The organism is Pseudomonas sp. SWI36 (assembly GCF_002948105.1).
In the GTDB taxonomy this organism is placed as follows: domain Bacteria; phylum Pseudomonadota; class Gammaproteobacteria; order Pseudomonadales; family Pseudomonadaceae; genus Aquipseudomonas; species Aquipseudomonas alloputida.
In genome coordinates, this window is record NZ_CP026675.1 from 4398884 (window position 1) to 4422941 (window position 24058).

The following is a 24058-nucleotide window of genomic DNA, read 5'->3' on the forward strand; positions in this document are numbered from 1 at the left end:
AATCATGCTGACTTCACCCATGTCGGGCCTGCTGGCAAGTTTCCAGGAGCACTACGACGACCTGCTGCAGTTTCTGACACGGCGCATGAGCGACCGCCAGCGCGCGGCCGATGTGGCGCAGGAAACCTACCTGAAGCTGGTGAACATCGACGAGCAGGCGGTGCCGGTGTTGCACGCACGCAGTTTCATCTTCCGCGTCGCCGGCAACCTGGCGATTGACGCCTTGCGCCGTGAGCAACGCATCGCCGCCAGCCACGACGACAGCGACGGAGCCTGTGAGGTGGCCTGCCCGGCGCCCGCCCCTGAGGCGGCGTTGCTGGCCCGCGAGCGTTTGCAGATTCTTGACCAGGCGCTGTTGCAGTTGCCCGACAATGCCCGCCAGGCGCTGTTGCTCAACCGTGTCGAGGGCCTGACCCAGAAGCAGGTCGCTCAACGCCTGGGGGTTTCCGAGAGCATGGTGGCAAAGTATATCGGCCAGGCCCTGCGCCATTGCCGCGGCCGGTTGAAACAGGCGGGTGTGGCGGCTTCGGTGGTGTTGCTGGTCGCCGCCGTGGCGGGTTGGCAGCAAGCCCCGATGCTGCTGGCCGATTATCACACCGCCGTGGGCGAGCGGCAGGTCATTACCCTGACAGATGGCACACGGGTGACGCTGAACAGCGCCAGTGCCTTGAGCGTGGCGTTCAGCGAGCATGAGCGGCGTGTGGTACTCGATGCGGGTGAGGCGTTGTTCGAGACCGCCGATGATTCACGTCCGTTTGTGGTCGAAACGGCCGGTGCGCGGGTGCAGGGCAATGCTGCCACCTTCAGCGTGCAGCGCGATGGCCACGTCGTGTTGGCTCGCGGTGAAGCCAAGGTGGGTGAACATGAACTGGCAGTGGCGGCCGATGCCGGCACGCAGATGGCCTGGCAGCGTGGCAAGCTGATCTTCAACGGCAAGCCGCTGGGGCAGGTGCTGACCGAGCTTGAGCGATACCGGCATGGGCGCATTGTGTTGTCCGACAGCAAGCTGGCTGCGATGGAAGTGAGCGGGGTGTTTGACCTGGATGAACCTGAGGCCCTGTTGCGGACGTTGGAGCAGCGGTATGGCCTGAAGGTGACTTACCTGCCGTGGTTGGCCGTGGTGCATTGATCAGCCTGTGCCGGCCTCTTAGCGGCAAGCCCGTTCCTGCACAGATCGCACAATCTTCAGGCGGGCGCAGTCGTTGTAGGAGCGGGCTTGCCCGCGAAGAGGCCGGACATAAATAAAAATATTTTCCATTTGGCACTGCAAGTTCCTGCAAGCCAGATCGTCGTAGTGAGACTGATCAGCAACCCATTCTCATTTACGACTTGTCAGGAAGCTCATTCGTGCCTCTGATGCTCAAGCCCTTGCACCGCCGTCGCGGTTCTTTTCACCATGCCTTGATGTCTTGCAGTGCCGTGGCCCTGTTGCTCGGACCCATGCACGCAGGGGCCGCGACGACTGCCGAACAGACCCAGATGCAAGCCCGCCAGGTCCAGCTCGACCTGCCAGCCCAACCGCTGGACCAGGCGCTCACCACCTTCGCCGACCAGGCCGGCCTGCACCTGCTGTACACCACAGGCGATGTCGCCGGCCAGGTCAGCCCGGCGTTGCAGGGTAACTACAGTGTCGAGCAGGCCCTGCAGCAGTTGCTGGCCGGCAGCGGCATGAGCTGGCAGTTCAGCGAGGCTCGCACCGTCACCCTGCGCAAGGCCGAGGCCGCGCCGCAGGCGGTCAACCTCAAGCCGATCGAAGTCAGCGTAGCCTCGCGCACCAGCACCGCCATCAGCGAAATCCCCGGGACCGTCTGGGTAGTGGACCAGCAGCAATTGCGCGAGCAGATCGACAGCGGCGTCAGCCTGAAGGAAGCCATCGGCAAGCTGGTGCCGGGCCTTGACCTGGCGCCGGAAGGGCGCACCAATTACGGCCAGAACATGCGTGGGCGCAACGTGCTGGTGATGATCGACGGGGTCAGCCAGAACAGCTCCCGCGGCCTGTCGCGCCAGTTCGACAGCATTTCGCCGTTCAACGTCGAGCGCGTCGAAGTGCTGTCTGGCGCCAGCGCCATCTACGGCGGTGGCGCCACCGGCGGCATCATCAACATCGTGACCAAGAAGGGCGAGCCTGGCCCGGCGCGCTTCGAAACCCAGTTGGGGGCCAGCAGCGGTTTCAACAACAGCGACGACCTGGCCACCCGCTTCGCCCAGTCCGTCAGCGGTGGTAACGAGCGGGTCAATGCCCGGTTGGGTATTTCCGGTGAGCAGAACGAAGCCTTCTACGATGGTGCTGGCGACCAGATCTTCATCGACAACACCCAGACCGACCTGCAGTACAACCGCACCATCGACGTACTCGGTACCTTGGGCCTGCAACTGAACGACCAGCAGAGCCTCGACCTGTTGGCCCAGTACTACGACTCGGGCAACCACGGCAGCACGGGTATCTACTTCCCCAACCTGAACTACAACGCGCCATCCGACCTGGAAGACGCCGAGCTGCGCAGCGGTTATTCATCGGACCTGGAGCCGCGTACGCGGCGCTTGCTGCTCAACGCCAATTACCACCACACCGACGTGCTGGGCCAGGACTTCTACCTGCAGGCTTCGTACCGCAAGGAAGACGACAACTTCTACCCGTTCCCGTACTACAACCGTGCCACGCCCACCGGCTCGCGCGGGGTGTACTTTGCCGCCTCGCAGCAGAACTTCGAAGTCACCAGCCTCAAGGGCCTGTTTGCCAAACAGTGGGATACGCTGAAGCTGACCTACGGCGTTGACCTGGACCGCGAGCGCTTCAACGCCGAGCAGACCACCTTCAACGCCCAGACCTCGTCCGAGTCGGGTGGCCTGGAGCTGGAAAAAGACAGCAAGGCCGACCGCTACCCCAGCTACCGGGTGGATGGTGTGTCGGTGTATGCCCAGCTGGACTGGCATGCCACCGACAACCTGACATTGTCCGGTGGTGCCCGGCGGCAGCAGATGGACGTGGATGTCAGCGACTTCAAGGGTGTGCCAGGTGGCAGTAACGACTATCAGGTCAACCTGTTCAACGTCGGTGCCATCTACGACTTCAAGAACGGCCACCAGGTGTGGAGCAACTATGGCGAAGGCTTCGACCTGCCTGACCCGGCCAAGTACTACGGCAAGCCGGGCCTGAGCGTGGCCGATAACCCGTTGGCCGGTATCAAGAGCCGCCAGGTGGAATTGGGCTGGCGCTATGCCGACCTGGATTGGGATGCACAGGCAGCGCTGTACTACATCTGGTCGGACAAGATCATCAACGTCGATTCACAAACGCTGACCATCGACGTGGAAGAGCAGAAAAGCCGCGACTTCGGCTTTGAAGGTGCACTGACCCGGCACTTCCAGACCGGCTGGGAAGCTGGCGGCACATTGCACATGACACGCTCCGAGGAAGAGGCCGAGGACGGCGGCTGGATCAAGCGCGATGCCCGTTATGCCTCGTTGTCCAAGGCCACCGCGTTTGTCGGCTGGAAGGGCGATGGGCGCAGTGCACGCTTGCAGGCCAACCATGCCTTCAGCCTGAAGGACGATGCCGATCACGAGATTGACGGCTACACCACCTTCGACCTGCTGGGCAGCCAGGACACCGGTTTCGGCACCTTCAGTGCCGGTATCCAGAACCTGCTGGACAAGCAGTACAGCACGGTATGGGGACAGCGTGCGACGTTGTTCTATTCGCCGACCTACGGGCCGGCGTATCTGTATGACTACCAGGGGCGTGGGCGGACCTATACGCTGAGCTGGAGCATGGCTTACTGATTGTGGTGGCCTGAACGGGCCTGTTCGCGGAGGCAACGGTGAACGGCGGGTGGGTGAACGGCGGGTGGAGATTGGCCAGCAGGGCCGGCCTCTTCGCGGGTAAACCCGCTCCTACACGACGGTGCCTGTGCCCAGCCACCGATGCGTGTCCACCCTCGATCCGGCGTAGGAGCGGGTTTACCCGCGAATACGGTAGCGGCGTCAACGGTGAACGCCTGGTGGAAATTGGCCAGCAGGGCCGGCCTCTTCGCGGGTAAACCCGCTCCTACACGACGGTGCCTGTGCCCAGCCACCGATGCGTGTCCACCACCGATCCGGCGTAGGAGCGGGTTTACCCGCGAATGCGGTAGCGGCGTCAACGGTGAACGCCTGGTGGAGATTGGCCAGCAGGGCCGGCCCCTTCGCGGGTAAACCCGCTCCTACACGACGGTGGACTGTGCCCAGCCACCGATGCGTGTCCACCCTCGATCCGGCGTAGGAGCGGGTTTACCCGCGAATGCGGTAGCGGCGGCAACGGTGAACGCCTGGTGGAGATTGGCCAGCAGGTCCGGCCCCTTCGCGGGTAAACCCGCTCCTACACGACGGTGGACTGTGCCCAGCCACCGATGCGTGTCCACCCTCGATCCGGCGTAGGAGCGGGTTTACCCGCGAATGCGGTAGCGGCGGCAACAGTGAACGGCGGGTGGAAATTGGCCAGCAGGGCCGGCCTCTTCGCGGGTAAACCCGCTCCTACACGACGGTGCCTGTGCCCAGCCACCGATGCGTGTCCACCCTCGATCCGGCGTAGGAGCGGGTTTACCCGCGAATACGGTAGCGGCGTCAACGGTGAACGCCTGGTGGAAATTGGCCAGCAGGGCCGGCCTCTTCGCGGGTAAACCCGCTCCTACACGACGGTGCCTGTGCCCAGCCACCGATGCGTGTCCACCCTCGATCCGGCGTAGGAGCGGGTTTACCCGCGAATACGGTAGCGGCGGCAACGGTGAACGCCTGGTGGAAATTGGCCAGCAGGGCCGGCCTCTTCGCGGGTAAACCCGTTCCTACACGACGGTGCCTGTGCCCAGCCATCGATGCGTGTCCACCACCGATCCGGCGTAGGAGCGGGTTTACCCGCGAATGCGGTAGCGGCGGCAACGGTGAACGCCTGGTGGAGATTGGCCAGCAGGTCCGGCCCCTTCGCGGGTAAACCCGCTCCTACACGACGGTGGACTGTGCCCAGCCACCGATGCGTGTCCACCCCCGATCCGGCGTAGGAGCGGGTTTACCCGCGAATACGGTAGCGGCGTCAACGGTGAACGCCTGGTGGAAATTGGCCAGCAGGGCCGGCCTCTTCGCGGGTAAACCCGCGAAGAGGCCGGTTCAGGCAAACGCCGCCAGCAAATCCTGCGCAAATACATGGGCTGCCTCGCCAACCCCCTGTGCCCGGTGCCGGGCCAGGGTGAACGGCACCCCAAAATCAAGCTCAGGGTCCAGTGCCCATAACAGCCCCTCGGCCTCCCAGGCCTGTGCACAATGGCATGGCAAGTAGCCAATATGCCGACCAGACAGAATGAACGTCAGCACGCTTTCGATCTGCTCCGCCACTGCCGTGCTGCGTCTGCTCTGGAACGGTTCGCCCCCTTTGAGAAAACGGTACGGATGGCGCACCTGGTCCATGTCCAGCAACCGCTCAAGCCCAACATCCGTTTTGCCATACAGCACATGCCCCCTGCCGCAATACAGCCGCTGTCGTTCCGCGAACAAGGGCTGGTAATCAAAGGCCGCCTGATTGCCGGAAAAATAGCTGATGGCATAGTCCAGCCGCTGCTCCAGCAACAGCCGTTCCAGCTCCGCCGGCGGTGCACTGACAAGCTCCAGTTGCACCGATTCCTCTCGCCTGCGAAATGCCGCAATGGCCGCCGCCAGTTTCAGGCTCACCGCCTTGCCCTGATTTTCCGCCATGCCTATGCGCACAGTCCCCAGCAGCCGCCCGGCAACGCCGTTGGTCTGCTGGCGAAACTGCTCGATGTTCAGCAGCAGCCCACGCGCCGCCTCCAATAGCAATTCACCTTTTTCCGTCAGGCGAAAACCACCCTTGCCGCGGCTGCACAGGCGGTAACCCAAGCGTGCCTCCAGTTGCGCCATGCGCTGGCTGATGGTGGGCTGGCTCAGGCCCAGCACGCCTTGAGCGGCGCTGAAGCCACCTGCCTCGACTACAGTGACGAACAGCCGCAGCAGGTGCAGGTCGGGATCGTGCACTTGTCCGAGCATTACATTGCTCCTGATGAATGTCAGCTTTGCAAACTTGTCATTGGTGCAATGTAACCCGGCTGGCATGCTCGCGGCATCCACCCATTTACCGAGGTGTCCGCCATGCGTCAATCGTTGTGCCTTTTGTCTCTGGTTCTGGCCCTGCCGCTGCAGGCCGAAGAGAAGGTCGTCAACCTCTACAGCTGGGCCGATTACGTCGCTCCGCAAACCCTGCAGCGCTTCGAACAGGAAACGGGCTACAAGGTGCGGTACGACACCTTTGACACCCCCGAAGTGCTGGAAACCAAGCTGTTGACCGGTGGTAGCGGCTACGACGTGGTGGTGCCGTCATCCACCGTGCTGGCCCGGGCGCTCAAGGCCAATGCCCTGCAACCGCTGGACGCTCAGGCCATGCCTGGTTATGGCAACCTCGACAAGGACCTACTGGGCAAACTGGCCGAGGTTGACCCCGGCAACCGCCATGCTGTGCCGTACACCTGGGGCACGCTGGGCCTTGGGGTAAATGTGGAGGCAGTACGCCAGCGCCTTGGCGATGTACCGCTGGACAGCCTCGACCTGTTGTTCAAGCCCGAGTACGCCACCCGCCTGAAGGGTTGCGGCATCGCTTTGCCTGACTCGCCCCAGGAGGTGATCGGCGTAGCCCTGAATTACCTGGGCAAGGACCCTTACAGCCAGAACAAGGATGACCTGGCTGCCGCGCAGAACCTGCTCAGCCAGTTGCAGCCGTCGATCAGCTACGTTGCCAACGGCCGGCAGATCAACGACCTGGCCAATGGCAGCGTGTGCCTGGCGTTGACCTACAACGGTGATGCCGCGATGGCCGCCGACCAGGCCCGTCGTGCCGGCAAGCCGTTCGAGGTGATCTACCGCATCCCCCGTGAAGGCACGCTGGTATGGCAGGACAACCTGGTCATCCCCAAGGACGCCCCGCACCCCGAGGCCGCACGGGCGTTCATCGCCTTCATGCTCAAGCCAGAGTCGGTGGCAGCGCTGACCAACACGCTGTTCTTCGCCAATGCCAACCAGGCTGCCACGCCGCTGGTGGACGAAGCGGTGCGCAACGACCCGGATATCTATCCGTCGGCCGAGGTGCGTCAGCGTCTGTATGCCGACCGCAGCATGGCCTTGGCCGACCTGCGCCAACGCAACCGTCTGTGGACCGCCTTCCGCAGCCGGCAGTAGCCCATGACAATCAAGGAGCCCGACCGTGGACCAAGCCGCAAGCAATGACCAGGCCATGACCCGCGATAGCCTGTATGGTACCGCCGCAGAAAGCACCTACGCCGGTGTTGTCAGTTTTTCCCGCCGCCGCTACAGCCGCGACTTGCGCGGTGTGGATGTGGTGGTCAGCGGTGTGCCGTTCGACACGGCCACCAGTAACCGCCCCGGCGCGCGCTTCGGCCCGCGGGCGATCCGTGCGGCCTCGGTCCAGCAGGCCTGGGCCCGCCACTGGCCGTGGGCGTTCGACCCGTTCGACCACCTGGCGGTGATCGACTATGGCGACTGCCCCTTCGACAGCGGCACGCCGCAGTCGGTACCGGACAGCATCGAGGCCCATGCCGAGCACATTCTGCAGGCGGGTTGCGCCATGCTCACCCTCGGTGGCGACCACTTCATCAGCTACCCGCTGCTCAAGGCTCACGCCCGCCGCCATGGCCCGCTGGCGCTGATCCATTTCGATGCGCACAGTGACACCTGGCCGGACGAGGCGGGCAAGCGCATCGACCACGGCACCATGTTCTGGCATGCCGCCCGCGAAGGCCTGGTTGACCCGGCCCACTCGGTGCAGATTGGCCTGCGCACGACCAATGACGACAGCCAGCGCTTTGCCATTCTCGACGCCAGGCAAGTGCACCGCCAGGGCACAGAGGCGGTGATTGCAGCGATTCGCCAGCGGGTGGGCGAGCGGCCGGTGTACCTGACCTTCGACATTGACTGCCTCGACCCGGCCTACGCGCCCGGTACCGGAACGCCTGTGTGTGGCGGGCTGAGCACGGTGCAGGCGCTGGAGATTCTGGGTGGGCTGCGTGGCATCAACCTGGTAGGCATGGACTTGGTGGAAGTGGCGCCAGCCTATGACCATGCCGATATCACCGCCTTGGCCGGGGCAACCCTGGCCATGGAGATGCTGTGCCTGTATGCGGCGCGGCACAAGGTGGACAACGGCCAGTAGATTTTTGTGGCCATTCGCGGGCAAGCCCGCTCCCACACGTGTCTCACAGGGCCAGAAATCTGTGGGTGACCGTGGGAGCGGGCGCGCCCGCGAATGGCTGCAAAGCAGCCCTCCGCGGCCCATACTGAAACATCAGGAATCATCTCCACCCGCATTCACACTTTTGCCGCGAACCCCTCGCGCCTTAGGCTATCAAACCCACCAGGCGCGGCATTTTCGTACAGGAGGTGAAGCATGACCCCGACATTGCCCATCCTGGCCCTCGGCCTGGCCTTGTGCCTGCCCGCGCACGCGGCTGCGCAGCAGCCCGTGCAACGTGCTGCCGGCAACAGCAACCCTTACAACAGCCCGATCCAGCGGGCCAATCCCAACAGCCGTCAAGGCAGCATGCCGGCTGCGCCACCGGTACGTGGCCCGTCCACCGACCCGTACCAGCGCCCACCCACCCTGGACAACCGCGGCATCGGTAACGGCGACAACCTGCGTCGTCAGCAGCAAACCCCGAACCTGGAACCCACCCGGCCACCGCGCGACAACCCACGTGCGCCTTAAGCCCACTTGAAAGGAATCCGGCATGCTTCGAGCACCCTGGCTAGCCACCCTGACCGCCGCCGCGCTACTGCCACTGTGGGCGCATGCAGCGGCCGAACAGCGGTTCCCCAGCGAAGAAGGTACCTTGGTCGTCGACACGCTTGCCGATGGCCTGCGCAACCCCTGGGCCCTGGCCTTCCTGCCCGGTGGCAAGGACATGCTGGTGACCGAGCGCGCCGGCAACCTGCGGCTGGTCAATGCCGAAGGCAAGGTTGGCCCGTCGATCAGCGGTGTACCCAAGGTCTGGGCCGAAGGCCAGGGCGGCTTGCTGGATGTGGCGCTGTCACCGGAGTTCGGCAAGGACCGCACCGTCTACCTGTCCTACGCCGAGGAGGGCAGTGACGGCAAGGCCGGTACTGCAGTCGGCCGCGGGCAGCTGTCCGAAGACCGCGCCCGGCTGGAGAATTTCACCGTGATCTTCCGCCAGCAGCCCAAGCTGTCGGTGGGTAACCACTTCGGCTCGCGGCTGGTGTTCGACCGCGACGGCTACCTGTTCATCGCCCTGGGCGAGAACAACCAACGCCCCACTGCCCAGGACCTGGACAAGTTGCAAGGCAAGGTCGTGCGTATTCTGCCGGACGGCGAAGTGCCCAAAGACAACCCCTTCGTCGGCAAGGACAACGTGCGTCCGGAGATCTGGTCGTACGGCCACCGTAATCAGCAAGGCGCCGCGCTCAACCCCTGGACCGGTCAACTGTGGACCCACGAACACGGCCCGCGCGGTGGTGATGAAATCAACATTCCAAAGCCTGGCAAGAACTATGGCTGGCCGATCGCGACCCACGGCATCAATTACTCGCTGCTGCCCATCCCCGAGGCCAAGGGCGAGCATGTGGACGGCATGGTCGACCCGCACCATGTATGGGAAAAGTCACCGGGCATCAGCGGTATGGCGTTCTACGACAGCCCAACGTTCAAGGCCTGGGACCACAATCTGTTCATGGGGGCGCTGGCCACTCAGGAATTGATCCGCTTGCAACTGGAGGGCGACAAGGTGGTGCACGAAGAGCGGTTGCTCGGTGACCTGAAGGCGCGCATCCGTGATGTGCGGGTGGGGCCGGATGGTTACCTGTATGTACTGACCGATGACAAGGACGGTGCGCTACTCAAGGTCGGCCTGGCCGACTGACGCGCGCCTGCACCGAGGGTGACAGTCGGGTAGAATGCGGCATGGCCCTCGACCCCCAAACCCTCTACCAGCAAGCCCTGAGCACTCGGGGCTACGTCGCTGACCCCGCCCAGGCCCGCGTCGTCGAGGCCTTGCAAGCCTGCTTCCAGTCCCTCGAGCAGGGCCGCCCCACCCAGGGCCTCTACCTCTGGGGCCCGGTCGGGCGCGGCAAGACCTGGCTGATGGACCAGTTCCACCAGTGTCTGCGCATACCGAGCCGGCGCCAGCACTTTCATCACTTCATGGCCTGGGTGCATCAACGCCTGTTTCAGCTCAACGGCACCGCCGACCCGCTATTGGCCCTGGCGGCGGAGCTGGCGCGGCAGATCCGCGTGCTGTGCTTCGATGAATTGTTCGTCAGCGACATTGGGGATGCGATCATCCTCGGCCGCTTGTTCCAGGTATTGTTCGATCAGGGTGTGGTGATCGTCGCCACCTCCAACCAGCCACCCGAGCAGCTCTACCGCGATGGCTTCAACCGCGAGCGGTTCCTGCCAGCCATCGCCGCCATTGGTCGTCACATGCAGGTACTGCCGGTAGCAGGCGAGCAGGATCACCGCCTGCACCCCGGTGAAGCGCGGCAGCGCTATTGGGTAGCCGAGGCGGGGCAAGCCAGCCAGTTGGGCGAGGTGTTTCGCCAGCTCAGCCCGGAAGATGCCGGCACTGATCAGCCCTTGGGTATTGGCTCAAGGCACATTCACGTCGTGCGGCGCAGTGAGCAGGCTATCTGGTGTCGTTTCACCGATCTGTGCGATCAACCCTTGGCGGCCATGGAGTTCATGGCCTTGTGCGACCGTTTTCCCTCGATTCTGGTATCCGGCATTCCGGCGCTGGGCGGGGAACAGCGGGCGGGGCGGATTGCCCGTGGCACCGAGGATGGCGCGGCGAGGGTCGTGGCGGGTGACCGTGAATTGCCGGCGCTGTCACTCAAGGACGATGCGGTTCGCCGCTTCATTGCCTTGGTCGACGAATGCTATGACCGCCGGGTGGCGTTGTACCTGGAGGCACAGGTGCCGCTCGATGCCCTCTACACTCAAGGGTATCTGGCGTTCCCGTACCAGCGCACCCTGAGCCGGCTACGGGAGATGCAACTGCAACGCTTCGCCTGAAAAGGAGCCGACCATGCAGCCGTTATCGCATCATCTGCTGACCCAGGCCTATAACAATGGCTGGGCCAACCACCGCCTGTACAAGGCCTGCCTGCAACTGACCCAGGACGAGTTCGTCGCCCCGCGTTGCAGCTACTTCCCGTCGATCAAGGCCACCCTCAACCACTTGCTGACGGTGGATTGGTTTTACCTGCATATGCTTGAGTGCGAGCAGCGCGGCGAGCAGCCCGATGCCGACGGCGAACGCTTTTTCGACCCGGAACAGCCGTTTGCCACCTGCACCGATCTGCATGCCGAGCAGGCCCAGGCTGACCACCGTTTGATCGCCTACTGCCGGGGGCTGAGTGATGGCGACCTGGGCCGCTATGTGAGCGTCGTGCGGCCTGATCGGGTGCAACGCGAGCAGCGGCTGCGTTTGCTGGCGCATCTGTTCGAACATCAGGTGCATCACCGTGGGCAGGTGCACGCGATGCTCAGTGATACAGCGGTCAGGCCACCACAGCTGGATGAGTTTTTCTGCGAGGAAGAGGCCGAGTTGCGGGCGGGCGACTTTGCCGAGCTGGGCTGGACAGAAGAGCAGGTCTGGAAAGTGTAATGGCACCCTGTGGCAGCAGCGGTCTTGTGCAAAGTACAAAAGCGTGCGCTGCCACAGGGGCCAATCATTGGCTCACTTGCCCAGCCATTCGACCAGGGTGCGATTGAACCGCACCGGTTCCTCGATTTGCGGCGCGTGCCCCATGCCTTCGAACGTGATCAGCTCACCTTTGGGTATCAGCTTGGCCACCTGCGGCCCCAGCTCTGCATAGTTGCCCAGCTTGGCCTTTACCTCCGGCGGCGCGATATCGCTGCCGATGGCCGTGGTGTCCTTGTCGCCGATCAGCAGCAGGGTCGGCATCTGCAGGTGCTTGAATTCGTGGTACACCGGCTGGGTGAAGATCATGTCGTAGATCAGCGCCGAGTTCCACGCCACCGCTTCATGCCCCGGCCCTTTGTTCAAGCCCACCAGCATCTGCACCCAGCGTTCGTATTCAGGCTTCCAGCGCCCGGCGTAATAGGTCTTGCGTTCATATGCACGTACGCCTTCGGCATCCAGTTTGAGTTCGCGGGCATACCACTGGTCCACGGTGCGGTAGGGCACCCCCAGGGCTTTCCAGTCTTCCAGACCGATCGGGTTGACCATTGCCAGGCGTTCCACCTGCTGGGGGTACATCAGCGCATAGCGGGTGGCGAGCATGCCGCCGGTGGAGTGGCCGAGCACAATGGTCTGCTTCACACCCAGCTGTTCGAGCAGGGCATGGGTGTTGTCGGCCAGTTGTTGAAAGCTGTACTGGTAATGCGCCGGTTTGCTCGACGTACAGAAACCGACCTGGTCGGGCGCGATGACCCGGTAACCGGCCTTGCTAAGGGCGTCGATGGTGGTTTCCCAGGTGGCGGCGCAGAAGTTCTTGCCGTGCATCAGCACCACGTTGTGGCCGTTGGCCTGGCCCTGGGCGGGCACGTCCATGTAGCCCATCTGCAGGGCCTGGCCCTGGGACTTGAAGTCGAAATGCTTGAGGGGGTGCGGGTAGCTGAAGCCTTCGAGCTGGGGGCCGTAGGTAGGCGACTCGGCAGCGATGGCCGAACTGCTGGCAAGGCAGGCCAGGGCAAGGGCGGTTGCGCGCAGCATGGGGGCACTCCGTGTAGGGCCGGGTTGAATGGGGCGACTGTAACAGGCAGTGGACCACGCGAAACCTGAAAGGTGTTACCAGGCGTGAAACCAGCCCAGGGTAATCATCGCAAGCACCGCATAGCGGCCAGCCTTGGCCAGGGTCACCAGCAACAGGAAGCGCCAGAATGGCTCACGCATTATCCCGGCGATCAGCGTAAGCGGGTCGCCGATCACCGGCATCCAGCTGAGCAGCAGCGACCATTGCCCCCAGCGTTGGTAGCGCTGCTGCGCACGCGCCAGCTGGGCAGCACTGAAAGGGAACCAGCGCTTGTCGCGCAGGTGCTCGATGGCCCGGCCCAGCAGCCAGTTGACCACCGAGCCGAGCACGTTGCCCAGGGTGGCTACCAGCAGCAGGGTCGCCCAGGCCTCGGGCTGGCGCAGCAACAGGCCGACCAGCACGGCCTCCGATTGCAGCGGTAGCAGGGTGGCGGCACCAAAGGCGCTGAGAAACAGCGCCCCCAGGCTGAGCATCAGTAGTTGGCGACCACGGTGTCCTGGCCATCCTGGGTCACCCCGATGACCTGGTAGGCATCCTTGTGGTCACCCATCTCCATGCCGGGCGAGCCCATGGGCATGCCCGGCACCGCCAGGCCCTTGAGGTCGTTGCGCTTGGCCAGCAGGCGCACCTGCTCGGCCGGCACGTGGCCTTCGACGAACTTGCCGTCGATCACCCCGGTGTGGCACGACGCAAGGCGTGGCGCCACGCCGAGGCGTTGCTTGACGGCGCTCATGTTTGGCTCGACGTGGTCGTTGACGGTAAAACCGTTGTCACGCAGGTGGCTGATCCAGGCCTTGCAGCAGCCGCAGTTGGGGTCGCGGTAGACGTCGATGGTCTCGGCGGCCTGGGCCAGGCCGGTGACGGCCAGCAGGCTCAGGGTCAGCAGGTGTTTGCGCAGCATGGTGAAGCACTCCTTTAAAAACGCAGGCGGAAACCGGCGAGCAGGCGGGTCTGGCCCAGATCTTCGCCGTCTTCTCGGGCCTGGTTGGCACGCGAGCCGTGCAGGCGGTTGAAACTGAGCCCGACGTAGGGGGCGAAGCCGCGCGTGATCTCGTAGCGCAGGCGCAGGCCCACCTCGCTGTCGGCCAGCCCCGCGCTTTGCTCGCGGCCGGCGTCGTTGCGCCCGTAGAGGTTGGCCTCCAGGGTCGGCTCCAGTATCCAGCGGTTGGTCAGCAGCATAGCGTAAGCGGCTTCCAGGCGCAGCGCGGTCTGTTGCCGCTCGCCTGCATAGGCGGTGGCTTGCAGCTCCAGGCCGTACAACGGTGTGCCCTGGATGCCGAAGGCGGCCCAGGTTTGGCCACTGGCAGGCTTGAAGTCCTGGCGTACACCGGCCACCAGTTCCCACCACGGGCTCACGGCATGGCCCCACAGCGCCTGCAGCTCGGCCTTGTGGGTCTTGCCCTGTTCGCGTTCGCCTTCGGTGCGCAGCCACAAACGGTCGATATCGCCGCCGACCCAGGCGGTGGCGTTCCAGTTCAGGGCACTGCTGCTCTCGAAGTTCTGGTATTCGAGCTTGTCCACGATCACTGCCCAGTTCAGCGCCCGGTCATGCGCCTGGTGCCCTGGCAATGGCGGGAAGGCGGCGCGGCGGTCGGCGTCGGTGATGACAGGCAGGGGCGTGCGAGGCTGGCTGAGGGAAGGCTGGTCATGGCCCATGCTTTCATGGTCCATAGGCATGGCCTGATGGCCCATCTGGCCGTGGTTCGTGTGTTCGGAACCCGCGGCCATCGCCCGTTCACTGGCCAGCAAGGTCAGCAGCGCCACGCCTGCCACGATGCTGCGGTTGCGGGTGTCATTCATCGACGCGTACCTCGCGGAGCATGCCGGTCTCCATGTGGTAGAGCAAGTGGCAGTGGTAGGCCCAGCGGCCCAGCGCGTCGGCAGTCACCCGGTAGGAGCGTCGGCTGCCGGGCGGGATATCGACGGTGTGCTTGCGCACCAGGAACTGGCCATGCTCGTCTTCCAGGTCGCTCCACATGCCATGCAGGTGGATGGGGTGGGTCATCATGGTGTCGTTGACCAGGGTGATGCGCACGCGCTCACCGTAGGTCAGCCGCAGCGGTTCGGCGTCGCTGAACTTGATGCCGTCGAACGACCAGGCGAAGCGCTCCATATGGCCGGTCAGGTGCAGCTCAATGTCACGCGATGGCGGGCGGCCATCCGGGTCGGGGTAGGGGCTGCGCAGGTCGGCGTAGGTCAGCACGCGGCGACCATTGTCACGCAGGCCTATGCCAGGATCGGCAAGGTTTGGACGCGGTGCCATGGTCTGCATGTCCACCAGCGGGTTGCCGGTTTCACTGACCGGGTGTTGCTGCATTGCTGACATGGCGGCGTGGTCCATACCGGCCATGCTGCCGTGGTTCATGCCCTGCGGATTTCTGTGGTCCATGCCCGCCATGGCATCCATGCCGCCGTGGCCCATGTCCTCCATGCTCAGCACTGGGCGTGGGTCGGGGGCAGGCACCGGTGCCTGCAGCCCGGCCGCACGGGCCAGGGTGCCGCGGGCGAAGCCGGTGCGGTCCATGCTCTGGGCGAACAGGGTGTAGGCGGGTTGGTCACCCACGGTCACCAGCACGTCGTAGGTCTCTGCCACGGCAATGCGCAGTTCATCCACGCTCACAGGGGTTACCGGCAAGCCGTCGGCGGCGATCACCGTCAGCTTCAGCCCAGGGATGCGGAAGTCGAAGTAGGTCATGGCTGAGGCATTGATCAGCCGCAGGCGCACGGTTTCGCCTGGCTGGAACAGGCAGGTGAAGTTGCCTTGTGGTGGTTGGCCGTTGAGCAGGTAGGTGTAGGTGGCGGCGCTGATATCGGCGAGGTCGGTTGGGCTCATGCGCATGCGCGCCCAGGCCGTGCGTTCGGTGACGGTGGCGCTCCAGCCGTTTTCGGCTACGTCATCGATGAAGTCGCCAACCGTGCGCTTGTGAAGGTTGTACGCGTCGGACTGCTTCTTCAGCGTCGCCATCAGGTGTTCCGGTGCCTGGTCTGACCAGTCGCTGAACAGCAGCACATGGTCGCGCTGGTAGCGGTGCGTTTCGGGCTCGCGTGGCTCGATCACGATCGCCCCGTATACCCCGGCTTGCTCCTGCAGCCCCGAATGGCTGTGGTACCAGTAGGTACCGCTCTGGCGCAGGGTGAACTGGTACAGGTAGTCGCCGCCGGGCTCGATGCCAGCGAAGCTCAGGCCAGGCACGCCGTCCATGTTGGCCGGCAGGATGATGCCGTGCCAGTGGATCGAGGTGTCCTGCGCCAGTCGGTTGCGCACGCGCAACGTCACGGTGTCACCTTCGCGCCAGCGCAGCAGTGGGCCGGGCAGGCTGTTGTTGACGGTCAGTGCGGTACGCGGCCGGCCTGTGATGTTGACCGGGGTCTGGCCAATGAACAGCTCGAAATGCTGGCCGGCCAGATCTCGGCCTTCGGCGGCCTGGGCCAGCGGGCGCCACAGCCCCAGGCCCGCCAGCGTGCTGGCGGCGCTCAGGCCTTTGACAAACGTACGGCGGGAGGGGTTGCGCAACATGGCGTGGCCTCATGCGGAAGAGCCACGATGTTCGCTGCCGCCTGCTGTCAGGTAGCTGAGGTGCACATTACAGTGCTGTCAGCTTGCTGCTTCGTCGATGCGCAGGTCGCGCATCAGCAGGCCGTAGTCGAGGGCAACCTGTTCCGGGATCGGCAGATACACCACATGGCCATCGCCCGGTGCGACCTCGATGGCGTGCTGCTGGCGGTTGCACAGGCGGTGCAGGTCGAAGTGGTAGTTACCGCGCGGGGTCATCAGTTCCAGATGGTCGCCCACGGCGAAGCGGTTCTTCACCTTGACCTCAGCCAGGCCGTCGACGCGCACGCCAGTCAGTTCGCCTACGAATTGCTGGCGCTCGGACACCGAGTTGCCGCGCTGGTAGTTCTGGTACTCGTCGTGAACGTGGCGGCGCAGGAAACCTTCGGTGTAACCGCGTTGCGCCAGGGATTCGAGGTTGCCCATCAGGGCGCGGTCGAATGGTCGCCCGGCCACCGCGTCGTCGATCGCCTGGCGATACGACTGTACCGCGCGGGCACAGTAGAAGTGCGATTTGGTGCGGCCCTCGATCTTCAGCGAATGCACGCCCATCAAGGCCAGGCGCTCGACGTGCTGGATGGCGCGCAGGTCCTTGGCGTTCATGATGTAGGTGCCGTGTTCGTCCTCGAACGCCGGCATTTCAGTGCCGGGGCGGTTGCTTTCCTGCAGCAGGAACACTTGGTCGGTGGGTGCACCCAGGCCCAGGGTGGGCTGCACTTGGCGCACGATGTCACCGGTGGCGTTCTCGGTGGCCGGCGTGGCGTCGTACTTCCAGCGGCAGGCATTGGTGCAGGTGCCCTGGTTGGCGTCACGCTTGTTGAGGTAGCCCGACAGCAGGCAACGGCCGGAATAGGCCATGCACAGGGCGCCGTGCACGAACACTTCCAGTTCCATGCCCGGCACCTGCTGGCGGATTTCCTCGATTTCGTCCAGCGACAGCTCCCGCGACAGGATCACCCGGCTCAGGCCAAGTTGCTGCCAGAACTGCACGCTGGCCCAGTTGACGGTGTTGGCCTGCACCGACAGGTGCACCGGCATCTGTGGGAAGTGCTGGCGCACCAGCATGATCAGGCCGGGGTCGGACATGATCAGCGCGTCCGGCGCCATCTCGATCACGGGTGCCAGGTCCTTGAGGAAGGTCTTGAGCTTGGCATTGTGCGGGGCGATGTTGACCACCACGTAGAAGCGCTTGCCCAAGGCGTGCGCCTCCTCGATCCCCAGTGCCAGGTTGGCGTGATCGAACTCGTTGTTGCGCACCCGCAAGCTGTAACGCGGCTGGCCGGCGTAGACCGCATCGGCGCCGTAGGCAAACGCGTAGCGCATGGTCTTGAGGGTGCCGGCGGGGGCCAGCAGTTCGGGCTTGGCAGTAGGGTTCATGTGCGCACCGGGGCAAAAGGCGGGGATGCTAGGGTCGATGGACAAGGTGCGTATTGATTTGCGTCAAGTGAGCACGGCACTTTTGTCCAGGCGCGGTGCACTAATCACTCATAAGCCATTTGAGGAACTGCGATGAACGAAACCGCGCTACAGAACAAGGCCCTGGCAGTACTCTTGGCGTTGGTGACCATTGCCTTCTTCTGGATTCTTCTGCCGTACTACGGCGCAATCTTCTGGGCGGTGATCCTCGGCATCCTGTTCGCCCCGCTGCAGCGTCACTTGCTGATCCGCTGCGGGCGGCGGCGTAACCTTGCCGCGGCCACGTCCACGCTGGTGTGCCTGCTTGTGGCGATCCTGCCGGTGATCATCATCAGCGCCCTGCTGGTGCAAGAGGGCGCCACGCTGTACCAGCGCATCGAAAGCGGGCAGCTGGACATTGCCGGTTACGTCGAGCGCGGCAAGGACATGCTCCCGGCATTCGCCCAGCGTGGGCTGGACAACATGGGCATGGGTAACCTTGACGGGTTGCGTGACAAGATCACCAAGTGGGCAACCCAGGGTAGCCAGGTATTGGCCAGCCGGGCGTTCAGCTTTGGCCAGGGCACATTCGAGTTTCTGATCAGTTTCGGCATCATGATGTACCTGCTGTTCTTTTTCCTGCGTGATGGCCCGGAAGTTGCGCGCCGGGTGCGGATGGCCGTCCCGCTGCCCGAGCACCAGAAGCGTCGTTTGCAGTTGAAGTTCAATCGTGTGGTGAGGGCGACGGTGAAGGGCAACGTACTGGTGGCCATTACCCAAGGTGCGTTGGGAGGTTTTATTTTCTGGGTGCTGGATATCCCGAGTGCGTTGGTGTGGGCGGTGCTGATGGCGTTTCTGTCGCTGCTGCCGGCGGTGGGCGCGGGCATCATCTGGGCGCCGGTGGCGGCGTATTTCCTGCTGACCGGGGCGATCCTGCAAGGGGTGGTGCTTACCGCGTTCGGGGTGCTGGTGATCGGCCTGGTGGATAATGTGTTGCGGCCAATCCTGGTGGGCAAGGATACGCGCATGCCGGACTACCTGATCCTGGTGTCGACGCTTGGCGGGCTGGCGGTGTTCGGCCTCAACGGCTTTGTGATCGGCCCATTGATCGCGGCGCTGTTCGTCTCCAGCTGGGCGATCTTTGCCGCGACCAAACCGCGGGTGCAATTGCCACAATAGCGTTCTAGCTCAGGTTTGTCGGCCGTAGGAGCGGGTTCATCCGCGAAAAGGGCCGGGCCTGCTGGCCAATTACCACCCGCCATTCACCGTTGCCGCCGCTACCGTATTCGCGGGTAAACCCGCTCCTACGCCGGATCGGGGGTAGACACAGGTCGGTGGTTGGGCACAGGCCGTGGTGTAGGAGCGGGTTCACCCGCGAAAGGGCCGGGTCTGCTGGCCAATTTCCACCAGGCGTTCACCGTTGCCGCCGCTACCGTATTCGCGGGTAAACCCGCTCCTACGCGGGATCGGGGGTGGACACAGGTCGGTGGTTGGGCACAGTCCGTGGTGTAGGAGCGGGTTCACCCGCGAAAGGGCCGGACCTGCTGGCCAATTTCCACCCGCCGTTCACCGTTGCTGCCGCCACCGTATTCGCGGGTAAACCCGCTCCTACGCCGGATCGGGGGTGGACACGGGTCGGTGGTTGGGCACAGGCCGTGGTGTAGGAGCGGGTTTACCCGCGAAAGGGCCGGCCCTGCTGGCCAATTACCACCCGCCGTTCACCGTTGCCGCCGCTACCGTATTCGCGGGTAAACCCGTTCCTACGCCGGATCGGGGGTGGACACGGGTCGGTGGTTGGGCACAGGCCGCGTGTAGGAGCGGGTTTACCCGCGAAAGGGCCGGGCCTGCTGGCCAATTTCCGCCCGCCGTTCACCGTTGCCGCCGCCACCGTATTCGCGGGTAAACCCGCTCCTACGCCGGATCGGTGGTGGGCTCAGGTCGGTGCTTGGGCACAGGCCGCGTGTAGGAGCGGGTTCACCCGCGAAAGGGCCTGACCTGCTGGCCAATTTCCACCCGCCGTTCATCGTTGCTGCCGCCACCGTATTCGCGGGTAAACCCGCTCCTACACAGATTGGTGGCGGACACACATACAGCGAAACCGCAGGGGTCAGAAGGCTTGCGGCATCTCGCCCTTGGCCAGGCGCCGGTTGATGTCGGCAATCACTTCGGGCAGGTCGTTGATGGTGTCGATCAGGTAGTGCGGGCGGGAGCCGGCAAACAGTGCATGGATGCGCTGGCGCTCGCTTTCCAGTTTCTCGGCACTCAACGCCCGGAAGCCTTCCCAGGTCAGGCCCAGAGCATTGCCCGAGCAGACCAGCGCCACGGTCCACATGCCGGCACGGCGGCCTTCAAGAATGCCAGGCACGGTGTCGTCCACCTTCACGCAGGCCGCTACATCGTCAATCCCCAGCGCAATCACGTTGGCCAAGGCCTGGGCCGGCCATGGGCGGCCGTTCGGGGTTTCATCGGTGGCCACTACATGGTCGGCTACGTAGCCGTTCTGCGCAGCCAGTTCCACCACCTTGTCCATCACCACTTTCGGGTAGCCCGAGCACGAGCCGATCTTCAGGCCGTCCTGGCGTAGACCGGTGAGGGTGTCCAGCGCACCGGGGATCAGTGCCGAGTGCACGGCGATCTTCTCGATCTGCAGCGGCATGAAGCGGTTGTAGATGGCGGTGACGTCATCATCGGTCGGGGTACGGCCGAACACCTTGCGGTAGCGCTCGGCAATTTCCGGTACGTCGCACAGGGTGCGGATATGGTCCCATTTGCCCATGCCCATCGGGCCTCGGGCTTCCTCGATCGAAACCTGCACGTCGAACTCGGCAAAGGCCTCGACAAAGATCTGGGTGGGAGCGAATGAGCCGAAATCGACCACGGTGCCAGCCCAGTCGAGGATGGCGGCTTGCAATTGGGTGGGGTTGTTGTAGTTCATGTGCGCAAATTCCTGAGTTCGGGTGGGCAAAGCGTCAGATGTCCAGCACTTCCATTTCCCGCAGCACGTCGGCCACGGCATTCACGGCGGCCTGCATGCCGTCCGCCCCGACCACACCGATACAGCCGACGCGGAAGGTTTCGACCTGGGTCAACTTGCCCGGGTAGAGAATGAAACCCTTGGCCTTGACCCGCTCGTAGAAGTCCTTGAACTGGTAGCGGGCATCGGTGGGGGCGTGGAAGGTGACGATGATCGGCGCCTGGATCTCGGCAGGCAGGAAACTGCGCAGGCCGATGGCTGCCATGCCATCGAGCAGCGTCTTGCAGTTGTCTGCGTAGCGCTGGTGGCGGGCCGGAAGGCCACCTTCCTCGTTGTATTGCTGCAGTGCTTCGTGCAGTGCAGCGACCACGTGGGTAGGCGGGGTGAAGCGCCATTGCCCGGTCTTGGCCATGTAGGCGTGCTGGTCGTGCAGGTCCATGGCCAGCGAGTGGGCATTGCCTTCGGCGGCCGCCAGGGCGTTTTTTTCGGCGAAGACGAAGCCCATGCCGGGTACGCCTTCCAGGCACTTTCCGGAGGCCGCGATCAGTGCTTCGAAGGGGATTTCGCGGGCATCGATCGGCAGTGCACCGAACGAGCTCATGGCATCGATGATCAGGCGCTTGCCATGGCGTTTGATCACCTGGGCGATCTCGGGCAGCGGGTTGAGGATGCCGGTGCTGGTTTCGCAGTGGATCAGCGCCACATGGGTGATGGCCGGGTCTTCGGCCAGCAGCCGGTTGACGTCGGCGGCGGTGGTCGGCTGGTCTTCGGCCGTTTCGAAGGTGCTGTAGGTGCGACCCAGCACTTTGCAGATCTTCGCCAGGCGCTGGCCGTACGCGCCGTTGATCAGTACCAGAACCTTGCCATCGCGTGGCACCAAGGTGCCGATGGCCGCTTCCACGGCGAAGGTACCGCTGCCTTGCAGGGGCACGCAGTGGTGGCTGCTGGCGCCGTCGATGATGGCCAGCAGTTGTTCGCAGACGCTGGCAGTCAATTGGTTGAAGTCACGGTCCCAGGAGCCCCAGTCCACCAGCATGGCTTGGCGGGTGCGGATTGATGTGGTCAGGGGACCTGGGGTCAGCAGAATCGGGGCGTTGCTCATTCCGTTATTCCTCACAAGCGGTGGGCTGAAACTACGGGGCCTAGGTTGCAATTCACGCTGCCATCAATCAAATTGTTTGTTGTTATCCCAGCTATAAGTCAGGCCGATGAATATGAACCTGTTCCAGCTACGCGCCTTCGACGCCGTGGCCCGTGAGGGCAGCTTTACCCGTGCTGCCGAGCGCCTGTTCATCAGCCAGCCGGCGGTGACCGGGCACGTCAAGGCCCTGGAGGAGCACTACCAGATCACCTTGTTGCGGCGTACTGCACGGCGCGTGGAGCTGACCGAGGAGGGCACGCGCCTGGCGGCCATCACCCGCGCCATGTTCGGCCTGGCCGAAGAAGCGCAGGCCATGCTCGAGGCCAACCGCCAGTTGCTGACCGGGCGCCTGGAGGTAGCTGCCGACGGCCCGCACCGGGTCATGCCGATGCTGGCGCTGCTGCGTGAACGGTACCCAGGCGTCACCGTCAACTTGCGCCTGGGCAATGCTCAGGAGACCTTGGCTGCGCTGCTCGGCGAGCATGCCGACGTGGCGGTGCTGACCGAAATAGAGCCGCGCAAGGGGCTGCATCTGCAAAATCTCTGTGAGTCGCGCCTGTGTGCGCTGTTACCGGTGGGGCACACCTGGGCCAGCGAGCGGGAGGACTTGCCGTTGGCCGAGCTGCACCAGCAGATCATGGTGCTGCGCGAACCCAGCTCCACCACCCGGCGCACCTTCGACAAGGCCTGCATCAAGGCGGGCGTGCATCCGCGTGTATTGCTGGAGCTGGACAGCCGGGAGGCGGTAACCGAGGCAGTGGCCTCGCAGCTGGGGATTGGCGTTGTTTCTTCCACTGAAGTGGCCAATGATCCCCGTGTGGTGGCACGCCCATTGGCCGGCGAGGGCCTTGTCAACCAACACGTAATCGGCTGCCTGGAGCGTCGTCGCGAACTGCGCCTGATTCAGGCATTCCTGGGCCTGGCAGCGGGGCTATGATGGCTGTTTGCTGCGGGGCACCCTAGGTTCTGTATGAAAAGCCTTGATACTCGGTGATGCTGCGTTGAAAACAGCCTCGGAATGCTCATTTACAACCCGTAAACTCCGCTTCCTCGGCTGTTTTCGCCTTGCCTGACCTTCGTCTCAAGGCTTTTCATACAGACCCTAATATGGCCGGCAATCAGCCGACAGGACCGTCGATGAGCGACAAAGACACCATTTCCATGCAGCTGGTGCGCGAAGCGCTGTTGCAGACCTGCCCTGCCGGTGAGCCTGACAGTGGCTTGCTGGCCAGGGCGGGCATCGCCGTTGAACAACTGCACCTGCCAGAGGCAAGGGTCAGTGCCGAGTCCTATGCCCGCCTGTGGCGCTTGCTGGCCCGGCGCTGCAACGACGAATTCTTCGCGATGGACCCGCGCGGTCTGTGCAGTGGCAGCCTGGCGTTCATGTGCCGTGCCAGCATGGGCCAACCGACCCTGGGCGCAGGCCTGGAAACCTCGTTAGCATTTCTGTCGCTGATGCTTCAAGACATGCAGCCCAGCCTGGTGCGCCAGCAAGGCCTGGCCGAAATTGTCATCAATGAGCCGCGTGACGAACCGCGCCGCGCGTTCACCTATTTCACCTTCTGGATGATCGTGCATGGGGTGACCTGCTGGCTGGCCGGGCGGCGCATCCCGATTCTGAGCATTGATTTGCGTTGTGCCGAACCACCCTTTTGCGACGACTACCGGGTCATGTTTTCGGAGAACCTGCATTTTGAGCGTCCACGCACACGCATGATCATTGCTTCGCAATACCTCGACTTGCCCCTGCGGCGCAGCGAGGAGGAGCTGCAGCGTTTTCTGGCCGAAGCGCCGGGCAATATCCTGGTCAAGTACCGTGACCCGGCCAGCCTCGGGCGGCGTATCCGCACCGACCTGTTGCGCCTGGCCCCTGAGCAATGGCCCGATGCTGACCGCCTGGCCCGGCAGCTGTGCCTGTCGCCATCGACCCTGCGTCGGCGCCTGGCAGAAGAGGGGCAGAACTACCAGGGCTTGAAGGACAGCGTACGACGGGAGCTGGCGATCGCCTGGCTCAGCCAGGAAGACGTGGCCATGGGCGAGCTTGCCGAGCGTTTGGGGTTCGCCGACAGCAGCTCGTTCTATAAGGCATTTCGCAAGTGGTTCGGCTGCAACCCGGGGCATTATCGGGCATTGATCCAGGCGCGAGGGGCGGGGCACTGACGGGCGAACGCTTCCCGCTGTAGTGCATTACCGCACCGGCCCGGAAGGCTTGCCGAGC

20 protein-coding genes are annotated in these 24058 nt (G+C 64.0%); 11 read left to right on the forward strand and 9 right to left on the reverse strand.

Annotated features, from left to right (window positions below; translation table 11 throughout):
* Nucleotides 1-4 precede the first annotated feature (4 nt).
* Together C4Q27_RS21025 and C4Q27_RS21030 are read left to right on the forward strand one after the other, a co-directional pair.
* Nucleotides 5-1129, forward strand: coding sequence for a sigma-70 family RNA polymerase sigma factor (locus C4Q27_RS21025; RefSeq protein ID WP_029615541.1), 1125 nt, complete (start codon nucleotides 5-7; stop codon nucleotides 1127-1129).
* Nucleotides 1130-1356: 227 nt separating this feature from the next.
* The gene (locus C4Q27_RS21030) at nucleotides 1357-3783 is read left to right on the forward strand and encodes a TonB-dependent receptor (protein ID WP_064493518.1); all 2427 of its coding nucleotides are present in this window, start codon (nucleotides 1357-1359) and stop codon (nucleotides 3781-3783) included.
* 1356 nt (nucleotides 3784-5139) lie between these two features.
* Here C4Q27_RS21030 and C4Q27_RS21040 read toward each other — a convergent pair.
* The gene (locus C4Q27_RS21040; RefSeq protein WP_104887309.1) at nucleotides 5140-6030 is read right to left on the reverse strand and encodes a LysR family transcriptional regulator; all 891 of its coding nucleotides are present in this window, start codon (nucleotides 6028-6030) and stop codon (nucleotides 5140-5142) included.
* Nucleotides 6031-6132: 102 nt separating this feature from the next.
* Between C4Q27_RS21040 and C4Q27_RS21045 the strand changes: the two genes are divergently transcribed.
* The 6 genes from C4Q27_RS21045 to C4Q27_RS21070 all read left to right on the forward strand — a co-directional run bounded on the left by C4Q27_RS21045 (nucleotide 6133) and on the right by C4Q27_RS21070 (nucleotide 11666).
* Complete coding sequence (locus C4Q27_RS21045; RefSeq protein WP_104887310.1) at nucleotides 6133-7212, forward strand: extracellular solute-binding protein; 1080 nt, start codon at nucleotides 6133-6135, stop codon at nucleotides 7210-7212.
* 25 nt (nucleotides 7213-7237) lie between these two features.
* Complete coding sequence (speB, locus tag C4Q27_RS21050; RefSeq protein WP_104887311.1) at nucleotides 7238-8203, forward strand: agmatinase; 966 nt, start codon at nucleotides 7238-7240, stop codon at nucleotides 8201-8203.
* A gap of 234 nt (nucleotides 8204-8437) precedes the next feature.
* Nucleotides 8438-8755, forward strand: a complete 318-nt coding sequence (locus C4Q27_RS21055) for a hypothetical protein (RefSeq protein WP_104887312.1) — start codon at nucleotides 8438-8440, stop codon at nucleotides 8753-8755.
* A gap of 22 nt (nucleotides 8756-8777) precedes the next feature.
* Nucleotides 8778-9923 (forward strand): PQQ-dependent sugar dehydrogenase, encoded by a 1146-nt coding sequence (locus C4Q27_RS21060; RefSeq protein ID WP_104887313.1) that lies wholly within the window; start codon nucleotides 8778-8780, stop codon nucleotides 9921-9923.
* A gap of 41 nt (nucleotides 9924-9964) precedes the next feature.
* Nucleotides 9965-11071, forward strand: a complete 1107-nt coding sequence (gene zapE, locus C4Q27_RS21065; protein WP_064491220.1) for a cell division protein ZapE — start codon at nucleotides 9965-9967, stop codon at nucleotides 11069-11071.
* A 13-nt stretch (nucleotides 11072-11084) separates the two neighbouring features.
* On the forward strand, nucleotides 11085-11666 hold the full coding sequence (locus tag C4Q27_RS21070; protein WP_047604606.1) for a DinB family protein: 582 nt from the start codon (nucleotides 11085-11087) through the stop codon (nucleotides 11664-11666).
* 72 nt (nucleotides 11667-11738) lie between these two features.
* Here C4Q27_RS21070 and C4Q27_RS21075 read toward each other — a convergent pair whose 3' ends face one another.
* The 6 genes from C4Q27_RS21075 to yegQ form a co-directional block, all read right to left on the reverse strand.
* A complete protein-coding gene (locus tag C4Q27_RS21075; RefSeq protein WP_064491219.1) occupies nucleotides 11739-12737 on the reverse strand; it encodes an alpha/beta fold hydrolase in 999 nt (332 codons plus the stop codon).
* A 75-nt stretch (nucleotides 12738-12812) separates the two neighbouring features.
* Nucleotides 12813-13250 (reverse strand): YqaA family protein, encoded by a 438-nt coding sequence (locus C4Q27_RS21080; protein ID WP_010953185.1) that lies wholly within the window; start codon nucleotides 13248-13250, stop codon nucleotides 12813-12815.
* A complete protein-coding gene (locus C4Q27_RS21085; protein WP_003248913.1) occupies nucleotides 13250-13678 on the reverse strand; it encodes a DUF411 domain-containing protein in 429 nt (142 codons plus the stop codon). The genes C4Q27_RS21080 and C4Q27_RS21085 overlap by 1 nt, the downstream gene beginning before the upstream one ends.
* 14 nt (nucleotides 13679-13692) lie before the next feature.
* Complete coding sequence (locus C4Q27_RS21090; RefSeq protein WP_104887314.1) at nucleotides 13693-14577, reverse strand: copper resistance protein B; 885 nt, start codon at nucleotides 14575-14577, stop codon at nucleotides 13693-13695.
* On the reverse strand, nucleotides 14570-16291 hold the full coding sequence (locus tag C4Q27_RS21095) for a copper resistance system multicopper oxidase (RefSeq protein ID WP_371919375.1): 1722 nt from the start codon (nucleotides 16289-16291) through the stop codon (nucleotides 14570-14572). The genes C4Q27_RS21090 and C4Q27_RS21095 overlap by 8 nt, the downstream gene beginning before the upstream one ends.
* A gap of 81 nt (nucleotides 16292-16372) precedes the next feature.
* Nucleotides 16373-17707 (reverse strand): tRNA 5-hydroxyuridine modification protein YegQ, encoded by a 1335-nt coding sequence (yegQ, locus tag C4Q27_RS21100; protein ID WP_049587511.1) that lies wholly within the window; start codon nucleotides 17705-17707, stop codon nucleotides 16373-16375.
* Nucleotides 17708-17839: 132 nt separating this feature from the next.
* Here yegQ and C4Q27_RS21105 point away from each other — a divergent pair, with 132 nt between their 5' ends.
* A complete protein-coding gene (locus C4Q27_RS21105) occupies nucleotides 17840-18904 on the forward strand; it encodes an AI-2E family transporter (RefSeq protein WP_064491216.1) in 1065 nt (354 codons plus the stop codon).
* A gap of 928 nt (nucleotides 18905-19832) precedes the next feature.
* On the opposite strand, the gene phnX is transcribed toward C4Q27_RS21105, so the two are convergent.
* On the reverse strand, nucleotides 19833-20660 hold the full coding sequence (gene phnX / locus C4Q27_RS21125) for a phosphonoacetaldehyde hydrolase (RefSeq protein ID WP_003250077.1): 828 nt from the start codon (nucleotides 20658-20660) through the stop codon (nucleotides 19833-19835).
* Between the two features lie 34 nt (nucleotides 20661-20694).
* Nucleotides 20695-21801, reverse strand: a complete 1107-nt coding sequence (locus C4Q27_RS21130) for a 2-aminoethylphosphonate--pyruvate transaminase (RefSeq protein ID WP_104887318.1) — start codon at nucleotides 21799-21801, stop codon at nucleotides 20695-20697.
* Between the two features lie 112 nt (nucleotides 21802-21913).
* Between C4Q27_RS21130 and C4Q27_RS21135 the strand changes: the two genes are divergently transcribed.
* Together C4Q27_RS21135 and C4Q27_RS21140 are read left to right on the forward strand one after the other, a co-directional pair.
* Entirely contained in the window at nucleotides 21914-22777 is an 864-nt protein-coding gene (locus C4Q27_RS21135) for a LysR substrate-binding domain-containing protein (protein ID WP_064492893.1), read from the forward strand.
* 200 nt (nucleotides 22778-22977) lie between these two features.
* Complete coding sequence (locus C4Q27_RS21140; protein ID WP_020192118.1) at nucleotides 22978-24000, forward strand: AraC family transcriptional regulator; 1023 nt, start codon at nucleotides 22978-22980, stop codon at nucleotides 23998-24000.
* Nucleotides 24001-24058: the final 58 nt, after the last annotated feature.

Excerpts from the sequence above, each read along its gene's own strand:
- C4Q27_RS21025 (WP_029615541.1), top strand. The coding sequence starts at position 5 with ATGCTGACTTCACCCATGTCGGGCCTGCTGGCAAGTTTCCAGGAGCAC.
- C4Q27_RS21030 (WP_064493518.1), top strand. The coding sequence starts at position 1,357 with ATGCTCAAGCCCTTGCACCGCCGTCGCGGTTCTTTTCACCATGCCTTG.
- C4Q27_RS21040 (WP_104887309.1), bottom strand. The coding sequence starts at position 6,030 with ATGCTCGGACAAGTGCACGATCCCGACCTGCACCTGCTGCGGCTGTTC.
- C4Q27_RS21045 (WP_104887310.1), top strand. The coding sequence starts at position 6,133 with ATGCGTCAATCGTTGTGCCTTTTGTCTCTGGTTCTGGCCCTGCCGCTG.
- C4Q27_RS21055 (WP_104887312.1), top strand. The coding sequence starts at position 8,438 with ATGACCCCGACATTGCCCATCCTGGCCCTCGGCCTGGCCTTGTGCCTG.
- C4Q27_RS21060 (WP_104887313.1), top strand. The coding sequence starts at position 8,778 with ATGCTTCGAGCACCCTGGCTAGCCACCCTGACCGCCGCCGCGCTACTG.
- zapE (WP_064491220.1), top strand. The coding sequence starts at position 9,965 with ATGGCCCTCGACCCCCAAACCCTCTACCAGCAAGCCCTGAGCACTCGG.
- C4Q27_RS21070 (WP_047604606.1), top strand. The coding sequence starts at position 11,085 with ATGCAGCCGTTATCGCATCATCTGCTGACCCAGGCCTATAACAATGGC.
- C4Q27_RS21075 (WP_064491219.1), bottom strand. The coding sequence starts at position 12,737 with ATGCTGCGCGCAACCGCCCTTGCCCTGGCCTGCCTTGCCAGCAGTTCG.
- C4Q27_RS21080 (WP_010953185.1), bottom strand. The coding sequence starts at position 13,250 with ATGCTCAGCCTGGGGGCGCTGTTTCTCAGCGCCTTTGGTGCCGCCACC.
- C4Q27_RS21085 (WP_003248913.1), bottom strand. The coding sequence starts at position 13,678 with ATGCTGCGCAAACACCTGCTGACCCTGAGCCTGCTGGCCGTCACCGGC.
- C4Q27_RS21090 (WP_104887314.1), bottom strand. The coding sequence starts at position 14,577 with ATGAATGACACCCGCAACCGCAGCATCGTGGCAGGCGTGGCGCTGCTG.
- yegQ (WP_049587511.1), bottom strand. The coding sequence starts at position 17,707 with ATGAACCCTACTGCCAAGCCCGAACTGCTGGCCCCCGCCGGCACCCTC.
- C4Q27_RS21105 (WP_064491216.1), top strand. The coding sequence starts at position 17,840 with ATGAACGAAACCGCGCTACAGAACAAGGCCCTGGCAGTACTCTTGGCG.
- phnX (WP_003250077.1), bottom strand. The coding sequence starts at position 20,660 with ATGAACTACAACAACCCCACCCAATTGCAAGCCGCCATCCTCGACTGG.
- C4Q27_RS21130 (WP_104887318.1), bottom strand. The coding sequence starts at position 21,801 with ATGAGCAACGCCCCGATTCTGCTGACCCCAGGTCCCCTGACCACATCA.
- C4Q27_RS21135 (WP_064492893.1), top strand. The coding sequence starts at position 21,914 with ATGAACCTGTTCCAGCTACGCGCCTTCGACGCCGTGGCCCGTGAGGGC.
- C4Q27_RS21140 (WP_020192118.1), top strand. The coding sequence starts at position 22,978 with ATGAGCGACAAAGACACCATTTCCATGCAGCTGGTGCGCGAAGCGCTG.